This window comes from Bordetella sp. H567, from assembly GCF_001704295.1.
In the GTDB taxonomy this organism is placed as follows: Bacteria; Pseudomonadota; Gammaproteobacteria; order Burkholderiales; family Burkholderiaceae_B; genus Bordetella_C.
Genome location: NZ_CP012334.1, coordinates 4,247,215 through 4,261,264 on the forward strand (window position 1 = coordinate 4,247,215; position 14,050 = coordinate 4,261,264).

14 protein-coding genes are annotated in these 14,050 nt (G+C 66.6%); 9 read left to right on the forward strand and 5 right to left on the reverse strand.

What is annotated here, in order from left to right; genetic code table 11:
- Nucleotides 1-5 precede the first annotated feature (5 nt).
- Together AKI39_RS19100 and AKI39_RS19105 are read left to right on the forward strand one after the other, a co-directional pair.
- On the forward strand, nucleotides 6-686 hold the full coding sequence (locus tag AKI39_RS19100; RefSeq protein ID WP_066639600.1) for an amino acid ABC transporter permease: 681 nt from the start codon (nucleotides 6-8) through the stop codon (nucleotides 684-686).
- On the forward strand, nucleotides 683-1,462 hold the full coding sequence (locus AKI39_RS19105; protein WP_066639602.1) for an amino acid ABC transporter ATP-binding protein: 780 nt from the start codon (nucleotides 683-685) through the stop codon (nucleotides 1,460-1,462). Before AKI39_RS19100 ends, AKI39_RS19105 begins: the two co-directional genes overlap by 4 nt.
- Before the next feature lie 536 nt (nucleotides 1,463-1,998).
- Here the strand turns inward: AKI39_RS19105 and AKI39_RS19110 are convergent.
- The gene (locus AKI39_RS19110; RefSeq protein ID WP_066639604.1) at nucleotides 1,999-2,703 is read right to left on the reverse strand and encodes a glutathione S-transferase family protein; all 705 of its coding nucleotides are present in this window, start codon (nucleotides 2,701-2,703) and stop codon (nucleotides 1,999-2,001) included.
- A gap of 160 nt (nucleotides 2,704-2,863) precedes the next feature.
- On the opposite strand from AKI39_RS19110, the gene AKI39_RS19115 reads away from it, so the two are divergent.
- Entirely contained in the window at nucleotides 2,864-3,454 is a 591-nt protein-coding gene (locus AKI39_RS19115) for a TetR/AcrR family transcriptional regulator (protein ID WP_066639606.1), read from the forward strand.
- Between the two features lie 55 nt (nucleotides 3,455-3,509).
- On the opposite strand, the gene AKI39_RS19120 is transcribed toward AKI39_RS19115, so the two are convergent.
- On the reverse strand, nucleotides 3,510-4,505 hold the full coding sequence (locus AKI39_RS19120; protein ID WP_066639609.1) for a cupin domain-containing protein: 996 nt from the start codon (nucleotides 4,503-4,505) through the stop codon (nucleotides 3,510-3,512).
- Nucleotides 4,506-4,634: 129 nt separating this feature from the next.
- Between AKI39_RS19120 and AKI39_RS19125 the strand changes: the two genes are divergently transcribed.
- Complete coding sequence (locus AKI39_RS19125) at nucleotides 4,635-5,174, forward strand: carboxymuconolactone decarboxylase family protein (RefSeq protein WP_066639611.1); 540 nt, start codon at nucleotides 4,635-4,637, stop codon at nucleotides 5,172-5,174.
- Between the two features lie 68 nt (nucleotides 5,175-5,242).
- Here AKI39_RS19125 and prpR read toward each other — a convergent pair whose 3' ends face one another.
- The gene (gene prpR, locus AKI39_RS19130) at nucleotides 5,243-7,261 is read right to left on the reverse strand and encodes a propionate catabolism operon regulatory protein PrpR (RefSeq protein WP_235610678.1); all 2,019 of its coding nucleotides are present in this window, start codon (nucleotides 7,259-7,261) and stop codon (nucleotides 5,243-5,245) included.
- Nucleotides 7,262-7,442: 181 nt separating this feature from the next.
- Here prpR and AKI39_RS19135 point away from each other — a divergent pair, with 181 nt between their 5' ends.
- Genes AKI39_RS19135 through AKI39_RS19150 form a run of 4 tightly spaced genes read left to right on the forward strand, consistent with a single transcriptional unit; the run spans nucleotide 7,443 to nucleotide 11,205 of the window.
- On the forward strand, nucleotides 7,443-8,435 hold the full coding sequence (locus tag AKI39_RS19135) for a Bug family tripartite tricarboxylate transporter substrate binding protein (protein WP_066639615.1): 993 nt from the start codon (nucleotides 7,443-7,445) through the stop codon (nucleotides 8,433-8,435).
- 20 nt (nucleotides 8,436-8,455) lie between these two features.
- Nucleotides 8,456-9,742, forward strand: coding sequence for a 3-isopropylmalate dehydratase large subunit (locus tag AKI39_RS19140; RefSeq protein ID WP_066639618.1), 1,287 nt, complete (start codon nucleotides 8,456-8,458; stop codon nucleotides 9,740-9,742).
- Nucleotides 9,735-10,247 (forward strand): LeuD/DmdB family oxidoreductase small subunit, encoded by a 513-nt coding sequence (locus AKI39_RS19145; protein WP_066639620.1) that lies wholly within the window; start codon nucleotides 9,735-9,737, stop codon nucleotides 10,245-10,247. The genes AKI39_RS19140 and AKI39_RS19145 overlap by 8 nt, the downstream gene beginning before the upstream one ends.
- A 46-nt stretch (nucleotides 10,248-10,293) precedes the next feature.
- Complete coding sequence (locus tag AKI39_RS19150; protein ID WP_066639621.1) at nucleotides 10,294-11,205, forward strand: isocitrate lyase/PEP mutase family protein; 912 nt, start codon at nucleotides 10,294-10,296, stop codon at nucleotides 11,203-11,205.
- A 16-nt stretch (nucleotides 11,206-11,221) separates the two neighbouring features.
- Here the strand turns inward: AKI39_RS19150 and AKI39_RS19155 are convergent, their stop codons facing one another.
- Together AKI39_RS19155 and AKI39_RS19160 are read right to left on the reverse strand one after the other, a co-directional pair.
- Nucleotides 11,222-11,845 (reverse strand): FMN-dependent NADH-azoreductase, encoded by a 624-nt coding sequence (locus tag AKI39_RS19155; RefSeq protein ID WP_066639623.1) that lies wholly within the window; start codon nucleotides 11,843-11,845, stop codon nucleotides 11,222-11,224.
- Complete coding sequence (locus tag AKI39_RS19160; protein ID WP_066639626.1) at nucleotides 11,842-12,306, reverse strand: GNAT family N-acetyltransferase; 465 nt, start codon at nucleotides 12,304-12,306, stop codon at nucleotides 11,842-11,844. Before AKI39_RS19160 ends, AKI39_RS19155 begins: the two co-directional genes overlap by 4 nt.
- A gap of 135 nt (nucleotides 12,307-12,441) precedes the next feature.
- On the opposite strand from AKI39_RS19160, the gene pdxR reads away from it, so the two are divergent.
- Nucleotides 12,442-13,950 (forward strand): MocR-like pyridoxine biosynthesis transcription factor PdxR, encoded by a 1,509-nt coding sequence (gene pdxR, locus AKI39_RS19165; protein ID WP_066639628.1) that lies wholly within the window; start codon nucleotides 12,442-12,444, stop codon nucleotides 13,948-13,950.
- Nucleotides 13,951-14,050: the final 100 nt, after the last annotated feature.

Below are 14,050 nucleotides of genomic sequence, written 5' to 3' on the forward strand. Positions count from 1 at the left end.
GCCACGTGCCGGCCTGGGTACAGTTGATGGCGGACTCGTTCTGGCCCCTGCTCAAAGCGGGGCTGGAATTCACGGTTCCGCTGACGCTGATTTCTTTTTTCGCGGGGCTGTTGCTGGCTTTCGCGGCAGCGTTGATCCGACTGTTCGGGCCCGCCCCGGCGGTGGCCGTGGTGCGGTTCTACGTCTGGCTGATCCGCGGCACGCCGCTGCTGGTGCAGCTGTTCGTGATCTTCTATGGGCTGCCCAGCATCGGCATCGTGCTGGATCCGCTGCCCGCGGCGCTGATCGGCTTCACGCTGAATGTCGGCGCCTATAACTCGGAAGTCATCCGGGGCGTCATCGAATCCATACCCAAGGGCCAGTGGGAAGCCGCCTATTCGCTCAGCATGACCCGCTGGCAGGCAATCCGGCGCACCATCCTGCCGCAGGCGGCGCGCGTATCGGTGCCGCCCTTGTCCAACTCCTTTATCGCGCTGGTCAAGGACACTTCGCTGGCCGCCGTGCTGACCGTGCCGGAGATCTTCCAGGCCGCGCAACGCATCGCCGCGGTCACGTACGAGCCGTTGATCCTGTATACCGAAGCCGCGCTGATCTACCTGGTATTCAGCAGCGTGCTGTCCTCCGCCCAGGTGCGGCTGGAAAAGCGCTTCGGCAAACATGCGGCGTTCGCGGAGAAGACGCAATGATCCGCCTGTCGCATATCCAGAAGCACTTCGGCCAGCTGCATGTCTTGAAGGACGTCAGCATCGAAGTCCCGGAAGGCAGCGTGACGGCGCTGATCGGGCCCTCGGGCAGCGGCAAGAGCACCCTGCTGCGCTGCGTGAATTTGCTGGAAGTCCCCGAATCGGGCGAACTGGAATTGGGCGATGCGCGCATCGTCTTCCAGCCGGGCGCCCGGACCGCTTTCGATGCGATACAAAGCGTGCGCAAGCAAACCGGCATGGTGTTCCAGAACTTCCAGCTGTTCCCGCATCGCAGCGTGCTGGAAAACGTGATGGAAGGCCTGGTCACCGTCCAGCGCTGGCCGCGCCAACGCGCGGCCGCGCGCGCGCGCGAATTGCTGGAAAAAGTGGGCATGCTCGAAAAAGCCGACGTCTGGCCCGCCACCTTGTCCGGCGGCCAGCAGCAGCGCGTGGCCATCGCCCGCGCATTGGCGCCGTCGCCGCGGGTTCTGCTGTGCGACGAACCTACCTCGGCGCTGGATCCGGGCCTGGCCAAGGAAGTGGTGGACGTGCTGCGCCGGCTGGCCGCCGAAGGCATGACCATGCTGATGGCCACGCACGACCTGCGTCTGGCCGCCAGCATCGCGCAACAGGTGGTCTTCCTGGAAAACGGCGTTGTCGTCGAAGCTGGGTCCGCGGAAACGGTCTTTACCCGACCGGCCGACTCGCGCACGCGGCAGTTTGTTGCGACGCTGACGGAAGGTCTGCCGCAGGCGTGGACATTACCTTCGGGGGCGTAGGGATGCGAAGTTTCTCGGCACCGTGGTCGCTGGCCGGCGCGTCAGAAGTTCGTCGGGAAATCCATACGATGCTGCGCAGATGTCGACTTCACGCCAGTTAGAACTGCCCACGCATATAAAACGCTGACTTATCAGAAACACGCAATGCAAATCGGCGCCGGTGCGTCGTTTAAGCTGGAAATGCGCGAAAGAAAGCTGCATGAGCCACGACCCGCTAACGGCTAGAAGCCGGCTCGCACGGGCAATCGCGTCCGGCAGGAGCCACCGTTCGCAATGGCGAGAAGTGGGCACTCAACGTTGGAATTCAGATACCGCCGCAAACAGTCCTTGGCATCCGTCAGCCCACCTATGTACGCATGGAAGCGCTGGACGCGCGTCCCCGCAAGTCGACGCGCGCCCGTATTGCGGCGGCCATGGGCCTACACTTCGATCAACTGGACGTGTAAGCCTTAACCGCACACTGCGGCAATGCTCCCGCGAACGGCGCTGAGCAATCACCGCTCACCGTTCACCGCTCACCGTTCACCGCCCACCGCTCAACCAACAGGCGGATAATTCGACGGATACAGCGCACGACGAGCTTCCTCGTCGCGGGCCGCCGTGAACTTCAGATCCGCGCCCACCTTGCGTGCGCGCTCCACTGCCGGACGGGCGTCGATCCGCGCGAACCATCGCGCAATATTGGGATACGGCGCCAAAGGTTCTTCGGCGCCTTTCAGCACGCGAGAGGCGCGATCCAGCCAGCCCCAGGCGGAAATATCCACGATGCTGTATTCATTGCCCACGATGAACTCGCGTCCGGCCAGCCTGTCGTCCAGAACGCGGTAATGCCGCTCCGCCTCGCGCCGGTAGCGGTTGACGGCATAGTCCAGGCCGGCGGGCGCGGCATGCTGGAAATGCACGGCCTGTCCGGAAAACGGCCCCAGTCCCGTGCCGATAAAGAAGAGCCACGACAGCATGTCCGGCCGATCCTCGGCCCGCCCAAGCAGCTTGCCGGTCTTTTCCCCCAGATAGAGAAGGATGGCGCTGGAGTCGAACACCGTGGCCGGCTTTCCACCCGGACCGTCTGGGTCGACGATGGCGGGGACCTTGCCGTTGGGATTGATTGCCCGGAACGCGGGCTCGTGCTGCTGTCCCTTGGCCGTATCGACCGGAACGACTTCATAGCGCAGCCCGGTTTCTTCGAGCATGAGCGCCACTTTCGCCGGATTCGGCGTGGGATGAAAGTAGAAGCGAATCATTTGCCGACGTGCCTCCTGTACTGGTACGGTGTGAAGCGATGTGCCACTCGCGGCGGTGTGGTGTTTTAACGATGTCCCGCTCGCGGCGGTGCTTTGTTTTAAATCACCCGTTATAAAATAGTCAATCAAGAATCGCCTATCGCGGCGCGGAAACGGATCCATGGGTCGTCCAAGAGAATTCGATGAAGGGCAGGCATTGGACCTTGCCATCCAGTGCTTCTGGGAACACGGCTATGAAGCCACGTCGGTCAGGGATCTTGCCGAAAAGATGAACCTGACCACCGCCAGCGTGTACAACGCCTTCGGTGACAAGCGCAGCCTGTACCGACGGTCCCTGGAACACTACGTCGACATCACCGTCGCCGACCGCATCCGGCGCCTGGAAGGGAACATGCCGCCGCGCCAGGCCATCGAGGCTTTTTTCGAAGAGCTTATCGAGCGCTCGGTGAACGATGCGGCGCACAAGGGTTGCATGCTGGTGAACGCGGCGCTGGAAATGGCGCCGCACGATCCCGACTTCCGCGAACTCGTCGCGCAGATGCTGACCCGCATCGAAAGTTTTTTCCGCCGCTGCGTCCAGGCCGGCCAGCGCGACGGCACGATCACCCTATCCCAGCCGGCGATCGATCTGGCCCGCATGCTGCTCGGCGTACAGGTCGGCCTGCGGGTGTTGGCGCGCTCCAGGCCAGAGCCCGCGTTGCTGCGCGGCATGGTGCGCGCTTCCCTGGCCCTGTTGAACCCACCCACCTGAACCGTGAGTCACGGGGGGCGATCGCACCATCGTTCCCGCCTCAAGGGTGGCGGTTTCAATCCTCCGCTGGCTCGGCCTCGGGTGCCGCCCCTTCCGCGGGCTGGGTGTGTCCCAGCCGCCGCCATTCACCGGGCGTCATCCCTATCCATTGCGTGAAACTGCGCCGGAAGGCCGCGACGGATTGATATCCCACGGCCTCGGCCACCGCTTCGGTCGTGGCGGACGGCCGCTTCAGTTCATTGGACGCCAGGCTCATGCGCACATCGGTCAGCAGGTCATAGGCGGACCGTCCCAGCTTGTCCTGGAAGTGCCGCATGAAGGTCGCCCGCGACATGCTGCATCGTTCGGCCAGTTCCGGCAGGGTCCACGGCCTGGCAGGGTCGGTGAATATCGCCGACAACGCCGGGGCCAGCCGCGGGTGCCCCGCCAGCGCGAGCAGCCCCGTGGGCGCTTCTTCCGAATCGCTCGCCACGCGTAGCGCCAGCGTGAACAAGGCGGATGACAAGGCGTTGAGCATGGCGCGTCCGCCCAAGCTATCCATCGACGTCTCGCTGCGCATCAGGCGGACCAGTGCGGCCATTTGATCCGAAGGCCGGTCCATGCCGGACTGCTGGTCCATGTTCGTGGCGCGCGCGACCACCTTGGTGGGCAGATAGTCGCGGATCAGCCTATCGTGGGGCGGCGCGACGAAAAAGCGGCCGCACAGCATATCCAGGGCCCTTTCATCGCTGCCGTTTTCGCTGATCGTCAGGTTGGCCGCCTGTTTGAAGTACGCCGGGATAGGGGCGCGGCCGCTGCCGTCGTGCAGGATATGCGCCGATCCGTGCGGAAGCATGATGATGTCGCCCGCGCCCAATTCGCGGACCGTCTCGTCTTCCGGATCCTCCAGGATGGCGACGCCTTGCAGCACCACGTGGTACGGGATCTCGCGTGCCGCAGAATGCCCGTAGGCGATGCGCCAGGGCGCCCCGTAGGCGCAGCGGATTTCCAGCTGGCCTGTGACCTTGATCATTTCAAGCAACTGGCTCAGCCAGTCGAGCGGGCTGGACATGGGGACTCCGGTCCTGAACGGGTGATCCGAATAAGCATTTTATTGAGCATTTACGGACTCGTAAAGATCGTTTTGCGGGCCTACAGTGACGACTCCTGACCACACAACGTTTTCCCAAGGAGTCACACCATGAGCCGCATCGCCATCCCCGCCATCGAATCCGCCACCGGCGCCACCGCTGACGTCTACGCCCAAGTCAAGAAGGTCGCTGGGGGCAGCATTCCCAACCTGTTTGCCGCGCTGGGCTATCTGGCGCCCGCTTCGCTATCGGCGGTGCTAAACGCCGAAGGCGCCTTGGGCAGCGCCAGCCTGAGCCGCCAGGACCTGGAAACGATCAAGCTGCTGGTAAGCGAACTCACGGGCTGCGATTACTGCGTGGCCGCCCACAACCTGCTGGGCAAGATGGCTGGCCTGTCGCCGGACGTGCTGCGTCAGATCCGCGCGGGCCAGCCCACGGGCGATGCCAGGCGCGACGCGCTGGTGCGTTTCGTGCGAGTGATTCAGCAAACCAGCGGCACGCTGCCGGCCGCCGAGGTCGACGCCATCCGAGCGGCCGGCTACACCGACGCGCAGCTGGCCGACATTTCGCTGGCCATCGCGCTGACGATCTTCACCAACACGTTCAACCGCATCAACGACACCGACGTGGATTTCCCGCCCGTGCGGTAAACCCAGGTGACGCCTGATGGGCGTGCTTATTCGGTTTCGTCGACGTCTTCGAAGGCTCGCTTTTCTGTCTACCGGTCTTCACCGCCACGCACTTTACGCCAGAGCGTGGTCCGGCTGATGCCCAACTCGCGCGCGGCGGCAGCCTGGTTGCCGCCGTGCGCGCGCAGCGCTTCGCGGATGTGATGGAGCTCGGTTGCGCGCTGCAAGGCGCCCAGCCGGCGCGCGCCCCGTGACACGCCGTCGCTCGAAGGCGCGGCGTCGCCGGACGGGTCCAACGCCGCGGCACCGGACGGTTCCGACATAGCCAGACCGGACGGGTCCAGCACGCCGCGCAGCGTGGCGGCCGGCGGCACCGCGTCCGCCAGCAGGCATTCCAGCGCCATCCGCTCGATGACGTTTTCCAATTCGCGCACATTGCCGGGCCAGGCATGCTCCATCAGCAGCGGCAGCGCCGCGCGCAGCACGTCCGGCGCCAGCTTGCGCGCACCGATGCGCTCCAGCGCAGCGGGCAGCAGATCGGCGGCCAGTGCCGCGATGTCTTCAGGACGTTCGCGCAGGGGCGGCACGCGGATCTGCAGAATGTGCAGCCGGTAGAACAAGTCATGCCGAAACTGGCCCTGGCGCGCCATCGCCCCCAGATCGCGGTGCGTGGCCGCGATAATCCGTACATCCACCGGTATCGCGTCGATGCCGCCCACCCGCGTGATCTCTTTTTCTTGCAACGCGCGGAGCAGGCGGGTTTGCAGGGGCAGCGGCATTTCGCCCACTTCATCCAGCAGCAGCGTGCCGCCGTCCGCGGCCTCGAACAGCCCTGCCTTGCCCTGCCGGCGCGCGCCGGTGAAAGCGCCTTCCTCGTAGCCGAACAACTCGCTTTCCAGCAACTGCTCGGGAAAGGCGCCGCAGTTGATTGCCACGAACGGGCGCGCATGGCGACGGCTGGCGCGGTGGATGCCCTGGGCCACGACTTCCTTGCCGGAACCGCTCTCGCCCTGGATCAACACCGACGCATCGCTGTTGCGCGCCAGCACCTCGCAGCGATGCACCAGTTCGCGCATCGGCGCCGATACCGCGATCAGGCCGTTCAGCGTATAGCGCGCGGAACGCGAACGGCGGTGGCTGTGCGCGCGCAGGCGCCCCACGGCGTGCTCCAGCGGCTGGGAGGGATGCAGCGTCAGTACGGCCCCGGTCTGAGCACCCGCTTCGTACAAGGGAACGGCATCCACCACCAGGGCCTGCCCCCGTACATCCTCGACCCGCCCCAGCTCGGGCGCGCCGCGCGCCAGCACGGGGCCAGGCGTCAAGCCCGGCGCCGCCTCGGCCAGCGGCTGGCCCACCGCCTGGGATGCCGCCGCGCCGAGGATGCGCGCCGCCGCCGGATTCATCGTCGTAATGCGCCCTTGCATGTCGATGGCGACCACGCCGTCGTTCAAGTGCCGCAGGACCAGATCGAGCCGGTCCCGCCGCGTGCGTTCCTCGTACTGCGCCCGGGCAATGGCCAGGGCGGTTTCCATGGCCGCGCGCACGGAATCCAGCGAATACAGCAGCACGGCGGTCAGCCCCGCCTTTTTGGCGTAGTCGGTGACCATGCCGGCGCCCACCACGACTTCCACGCCTTGCGCGGCCAGCTCGCGGATGCACCGGGCGGCGTCCTCCGGCGTGTCGTACGCGCGCAGCTCGACGTCCAGGTCGAAGACCCCCATGAAGCGCCGCAGCGAGGCCGACACCTCGTGATGCAGCACCACGGCGACATGCCGGGACAGTTCGCGCGCGCGGGCCAGCGCCGTCATCAGGTCATACCCGCCCACCTGCACCAAAACGACCGGTACCGGCAGGCGCGTCCGCAGGAAAGCGCCATTGCTGCCGGATGCCACCACCACGTCGCAGCGGCCCTGGGCAACCGCTTGCGCCAAGGACGCCAGGGCGGACTCGAACGCGTCGTGCAGCAGCTCTACCCGTGCGCGATCGGCGAATTCGGGCGCGACCTGGCGCAGGCTTTCGAATAGGCCGTAACCGGTCACCGCATGGATCACGGGCGCGGCCCTGGGCATCAGGGGGGCGGTTGCAGCGGGCGGGGAAGACGAGGACATTGTTGCGAAACAGCGATGCTTTAATGAAACGCCGTATTTTCACTTATGAAACACATCGGCGCTTCCGCACTTACCCCTAGGGCGTCCCGCCCTGGGAAGCACCCCTGGCCGCCGACTTGGCACCGGTTTTGCTTTTAGGGTTTAGCTCTGGCATCCAGACCAGGAATACAGGAGACAACACGTGAGCCTTTCCCGCCTTCGACACGCCGCCGCCGCCCTGGCGACCCTCTGTGCCGTTTCACTGGGCAGCGGCAACGCGCTGGCCGCGGACGCCGACAATTTCCCCAACCGCCCCATCCGCCTGCTGGTCGGTTTCGCGGCGGGCGGCAGCTCCGATACGGTCGCCCGGATCATGGCCCCGGTGCTGTCCAGGAACCTGAAGCAGAACATCATCATCGACAACCGGCCGGGCGCCGGCGGCAACATCGCATCGGACGCGCTGGTCAAGGCCGCGCCCGACGGCTACACCATCATGCTGGGCACGATCGGCTCCCTGGCGGTGAACCAGCACCTGGGCAAGCTGACGTACGACCCGGTGAAGGACATGGAGCCGATTTCGCTGGCGGTGTCGTTCTCCAACGTCCTGGTCGTGAACGCCGACAGCAAGATCAAGACCTTCGCCGACTACGTCAAGGCGGCGCGCACGCAGCACTCCGATATGTCCTTCGGCTCGTCCGGCATCGGCAGCAGCGGCCACCTGGCCGGCGAATTGCTGAAGTCCGTGGCCGGCCTGCAGAACCAGCACGTCGCGTATCGCGGCGGCGCCCCCGCGATGAACGACCTGCTGGGCGGCACGCTGGCTTCCATCTTCGCCAGCCCCACCGACGCGATACAGTTCATCGCCGCAGGCAAGCTGCGTCCGATCGCCACCACGGGCCTGCATCGCCTGGACGTCCTGCCCGATGTGCCCACCATCGCGGAATCCGGCTACCCGGGCTTCGAAGCCAACAACTGGTACGCCTTCACCGCGCCGGCGCACACGCCCAAGGCTGTGGTCGATGCCTTGAACCAGGCCATCGTGGCGACGCTGAAGGATCCCGAGGTGGACGCCAAGCTGAAGAAGCTGGGGCTGGACCCGGCGCCCACCACGCCCGCCGAGACCGATCGCTATATCCGCAGCGAAAGCAAGAAATGGGGCGATCTGGTCAAGAAGATCAATATCAACGCCGTCTGACATCCCTTTGGCCCGACATCATGCCTTCCACCATCGCTGAAAAAATCCTCGCCCGGCACGCTGGCGTCGAAGCGGTCCAACCCGGCGATATCGTCATCGCCGATGTGGACTTCGCCATGGTCACCGACGCGCGCGCGCCCAACGCCATCCGCGTGGTGGACAAGATGGGCGCCGAAAAGCTGCCCTTCGCGCCGCGCACGGCCTGGGTGCTGGACCACTATTCGCCGCCGCCCAACCTGGCGGCCGCGCAGACCCACACCGCCATGCGCGCGTTCGCCGACAGCCATGGCAGCCCGCTGTACGACATCGGCGACGGCATCTGCCACCAGGTCCTGCCCGAGGGCGGCCACCTGACCTGCGGCGACCTGGTCGTGGGCACGGACACGCACTCGACCACCTATGGCGCCTTCAATGCCTTCGGCACCGGCGTCGAAGGCAGCGACGTCACCGCCGTGATGAAGACGGGCAAGGTGTGGCTGCGCGTACCCGAATCCGCGCGCGTCGAGCTGTCGGGCCGCCTGCAGCCGGGCGTCTGGGCCAAGGACATCACCTTGCACATGCTCGGCCGCTTCGGCGCGGAAGGGCTGAACTACCTGGCGATCGAATATGTGGGTTCGGCGGTCTCGGCGATGGAGATCGACGACCGCATGACCCTGGCCAACCACGCCGCCGAACTCGGCGCCAAGGCGGCCCTGCTGGAAGCCGACGACAAGACCCTGGCATGGCTGGCGGCGCACGGCGCCCGCGCGCCGCGGCCCGTATCGGCCGACGCGGATGCGCGCTATGCGCACCGCGTGTCCATCGATGCGTCCACCCTGGCGCCGCAGGTCGCGCGACGCCACGAAGTGGACGACGTGGTCGCCGTCACGCAGATCGACAGGCAGAAGATCAACTTCGCGCTGATCGGCACCTGCACCAACGGCCGGCTGGACGACATCCGCCAGGCCGCCGCGATCCTGAAAGGCCGCAAGCTGGCGCGCGGCGTGCGCATGATCGTCACGCCCGCGTCCCGCAAGATCTACCTGGACGCGGCGCGCGAAGGCCTGATCGAGATCCTGACCGCGGCCGGCGCCTCGTTCGAAGCCGCCGGCTGCGGCACCTGCGTGGGCATCACAAATCACCTGATCCCCGGCGACAAGGAAGTGGCCATCTCCAGCGCGAACCGCAACTTCCGCGGCCGCCTGGGCAACCACGAAGCGGAAATCTGGCTGGGTTCGGCCGCCACCGTGGCGGCATCGGCCCTGACCGGCTACATCACCGACCCGCGCACGGTCGACGGCGGCGAATGGAGGCCCAGCCATGCATGACACCATCCACGACGTCATCAGGGGGCCCGTCTACAAGCTGGGCGACGACGTCAATACCGACACGCAGTGCTCCGGCAAATACCTGCCCGGCAAGGACGAGGCCTATATCGCCTCGCAGGCCTTCGAAGGCGTCTCGCCTGGGTTCGCCAGCCGTTTTCAGCCCGGCGGCATCATCGCCGCGGGCACGCACTTCGGCATCAATTCCTCGCGCGAACAGGCCGTGCACATCCTGCACCGCCTGGGCGTGGCGGCCATCATCGCGCCGTCCTTCGGCCGGCAGTTCTTTCGCAACGCCATCAACAACGGCCTGTTGCTGATCGAGTTCGACACCGCCGGCCTGGCCGAAGGCGACGTGGTCACCATCGACCTGGCCAATAGCGAACTCGCGGCGGGCGGGCTGCGGCAGGCGCTGCGGCCGCTGTCGCCGCAGATACGCGCCATCCTGCGCGAAGGGGGCCTGATTCCCTTCCTTCGCAAACATCCGGATTGGAGCATGACGGAATGAGCGAAACGGCGCGTCGACACCTGGGCACATCACCGAGGGCACATCAATGAGCATGCATCCGGACAAGGCCGCCCGCCTGCGCCAGGCCCTGCGCGAGCGCCTGGCGCGCGCGGGCCGTGGCGAGCCCACGCTGATCGCTCCCGGCGTCTACGACGCCTACGGCGCGCGCATGGTGCAGCACGCCGGCTTCGAGGCCGTCTACATGACCGGCAATGGCGTGTCGGCCAGCTTGCTGGGCAAGCCGGACGTCGGCCTGGTCGACCTGACCATGATCACCGCGCACGCGCGCCGCGTCGCCGCCTGCATCGACCTGCCGCTGATCTGCGACGCCGATACGGGTTATGGCGCGGCCGCGGCCATCCGCCGCACGGTGGAAGAATTCGAGGCAGCCGGCGTTGCCGCCATCCATATCGAAGACCAGCAGTCCCCCAAGCGCTGCGCCCAGTTCCCCGGCGCGCGCGCGGTCCTGCCCTTCGACGTGGCGGTAACACGCATCGCCGCGGCCGCCGCCGCCCGCGCACCGACCGGCTTGCTGGTGATCGGGCGCACGGACTGCGCGGCCTCCATGGGGCTGGACGAGGCCATCCGCCGCGCGCAGGAATACGCGCAAGCGGGGGCCGATGCGGTGTTCGTCGAATTGAAGGCGCACGAGCGCGTGCTGGACGACATCCGCGCGGTGACTGAGCAGGTACGCATCCCCTGCATGATCAACCTGGATTCGGGCGGGCCGCTGGCCGACCTGCGCTTCCCCGATCTTGCCGGGCTGGGCATCGCCCTGGCGATCTACCCGGGGCTGCTGCGCAATGCGCTGGGCTACGCCATGCGCGAAGCGCTGGGCCACCTGCGCGACGACGGCAGCACGATCGCCATGCGCGACCGCATGCTGACGGGCGCCGAGTACAGCGAATACCTGGGGTTGAGCGAGGTCGAGGCGTGGGAAAACCAGTTTCCCGCATAGCGGAATCGGCCCCGGCCTAGTTCGCGACGGGCAGCACGAAAAACGCCGCGAGATCCCGCCCTGCCTTCTGCCTGGCTTGCGCCAGCGCCGCCGGTCCCAGGCCCGTACCCTGTACCGAAAAGTACCGAATGTCGACCAGGCCCACGGTATTGAGTATCGCGCTCAGGTAAGGCGTCAGGAAATCCGGCTGGCGCACCCGCTCCCCGGAATACCTGCCGCCGGAAGAGACCGCCACATAAACCGGCCGGTCCCTCAGCGTGCCCACCTTCCCTTCGGGCGCCGACGCGAAGGTTCGATCGATGCGCACGATGTGGTCCAGCCAGGCCTTGAGCCCGGACGGCACCGTGTAGTTGTGCATGGGCGTCGCGATGATCACGCAATCCGCCGACTCGAGTTCCTGGATCAATTGCTCGGACGCCGCCAGGCTTCCGGTCATCGATGGGTCCGCGGGCAGGCCGTATCCGCCCACCGCGTCGGCGTATCCCTCATCGACGTGCGAAATCGCGGTTTGCGCCACGGGGCGCTCGACGACGTGGGCGTCGGGATGGCGCCGGCGCAGCGCCTCGACGATGCTTTCCGATAGCCGATAGCTTTCGGACCTGGGCCCACGCGGGCTGCAAAGAACCCGCAGGATCTTCATGTGCCCCCCTTCGGCAGCACCTTGCTGAACCGCATCGCGCCCGTCAACAGGCCTTCGCGGAAATAGAAACGCTGGGCCAGCGCATTGGAGAGCGCCGTATCCAGTACCAGCTTCACGCAGTCTTCGCGTTGCGCGATCGCGGTGGCTTCCTGCAGCAGGACGGAGCCCCACCTACCGCCTCGCAGCCCCTCCTTCACCACCAGGTCGTCCACGTAAAGAAACTTTCCATAGACCAGGTTCTCCTGCAATCGATAGCCGGCCAGCGCGACGGGGGCATCGCCTTCCCAGCCCGCCAGCAGCCGATAGCCCTCGCCGCGCATGCGACCTACCCGCGCTGCGAAATCCTCGTAGCTTTGCAGATGCGGTCGGAGCTCGCGCATGACGGCGAAGCAGGCGCGCAGCTCCTCCTCCGTATCCGCATGCCGGAGTTTTTCATGGTCCGTATCTTTCGCATTTCGCATAGGTATTGCTCCTGGCATGACGAGAAGGCCGAAGTCCGGTCGATGGTCGCGCACGGATGTCCTTCATCGGAATAGGTATCGTAGAAGTCCGATGACATAATGCCCAGAGCCATAAATCGCCAAATGGACTAGGTCATGACTCCCCTCGCCGCCCCCCTGGCCGCCCTCGACGGCCAAACCGGTCCCGCCGCGCCGCTGTACCGGCAGGTCTACGAACGATTCCGCGGCGCCATCGTCGGCGGCGTGCTCAAGCCCGGCGACCGCATCCCCTCGGTGCGTGCGCTCACCAAGGAACTCGGCGTGGCCCGCGGCACGGTAGAGGCGGCCTATTCGCTGCTGGCCGCGGAGGGGTATATCCAGCCCCGCGGGCAGGCCGGCACGATAGTCACGCCCGGACTGAGCCTGCCCGCTTCGCCCGCGCCGGCACGCCCGCTGGGGGAACAACGATCCTCACCCCCAGCGACGCAGGGCGCGCGCCGCGCCGCGCCCACGGCGCCCCGCGCGATGCGCCATGCCGCGCCCGGCGCGGCCCCTACCCTTGGCGGTCCGCCGGCGGCGCCTCTCGGTCCCTTTCAAATGGGCCTGCCCGCCGTGGATGCCTTTCCGCGCAAGATCTGGGCAAGATTGGGCGCGCGCTGCGTGCGCGCCACCCAGCCGGTCGATATGGCCTACCCTTCTCCCCATGGCGTACCGGCGCTGCGCGCTGCCATCGCCGCCTACCTGCAGCTGTCTCGCGGCATTGCCTGTTCGCCGTCGCAGGTCTTCGTCACCACGGGCTATCGGCATACGCTGGAACTGATCGTGCGCGCGCTGCTGGCGCCGGCCGACGAGGTATGGCTCGAAGATCCGGGCTACCCGCCCACGCGCGAACTGATCGCGCATGCACGGTTGCGCGGCGTCCCGGTACCGGTGGATGCCTCGGGCCTCGATGTCGAACAAGGAATAGCGCGCGCGCCCCACGCGCGCGCCGCGGTGGTCACCCCGTCCCACCAGAGCCCGTTGTGCGTAACCCTGGCACTGCCCCGGCGGCTCGCCCTGCTGGATTGGGCGGCGCGGCGCGGGGCCTGGATCATCGAGGACGACTACGACGGCGAATATCGCTACGCCAGCCGGCCCCTGCCCGCGCTGAAAAGCCTGGACCGCGAGGGTCGCGTGCTCTATGCCGGGACCTTCAGCAAGGTGCTGTTCCCCAGCGTACGCCTGGCCTATCTGGTCGTGCCGGAAAACCAGGTCGAGCGCTTCGAACAGATCAGCCGGGCGTTCTCGGGCGGTCCGCCCAATCTGATGCAGGCGCTCGTCACGGTCTTCATGGCGGAAGGCCATTTCGCCCGGCATATCCAGCGCATGCGCAGACTGTATGCGGAACGCCGCGAAATCGCCGCTACGGGCTTGACCGATATCCTGGGCGAGCGACTGTGGATCGAGCCCCAGCCCGGCGGAATGCACCTGGTCCTGCGCCTGGGCGACGGCCTGCGCGATGCCACCCTGGCGCGCCGCATGCGCGAAATGGGCATGGCCCCGCACGCCCTCAGCCAGTGGAGCATCGCGCGGGATCCGGGCTCGGCGCTGCTGCTCAATTTCACCAACGTCGACACCTTGGACACCGCACGGGCGCTTGCCCGCCGCATCCTGGCACTGATCTGAGCCGCCCGCTGGCGGGAGCGCCGCGGTCATCCGGGCATGGGTGGCGCCCACTGGATCGGCCTTAATTTCCGGCCAAGGCTGCCGTTAACGGAAAAGCGTA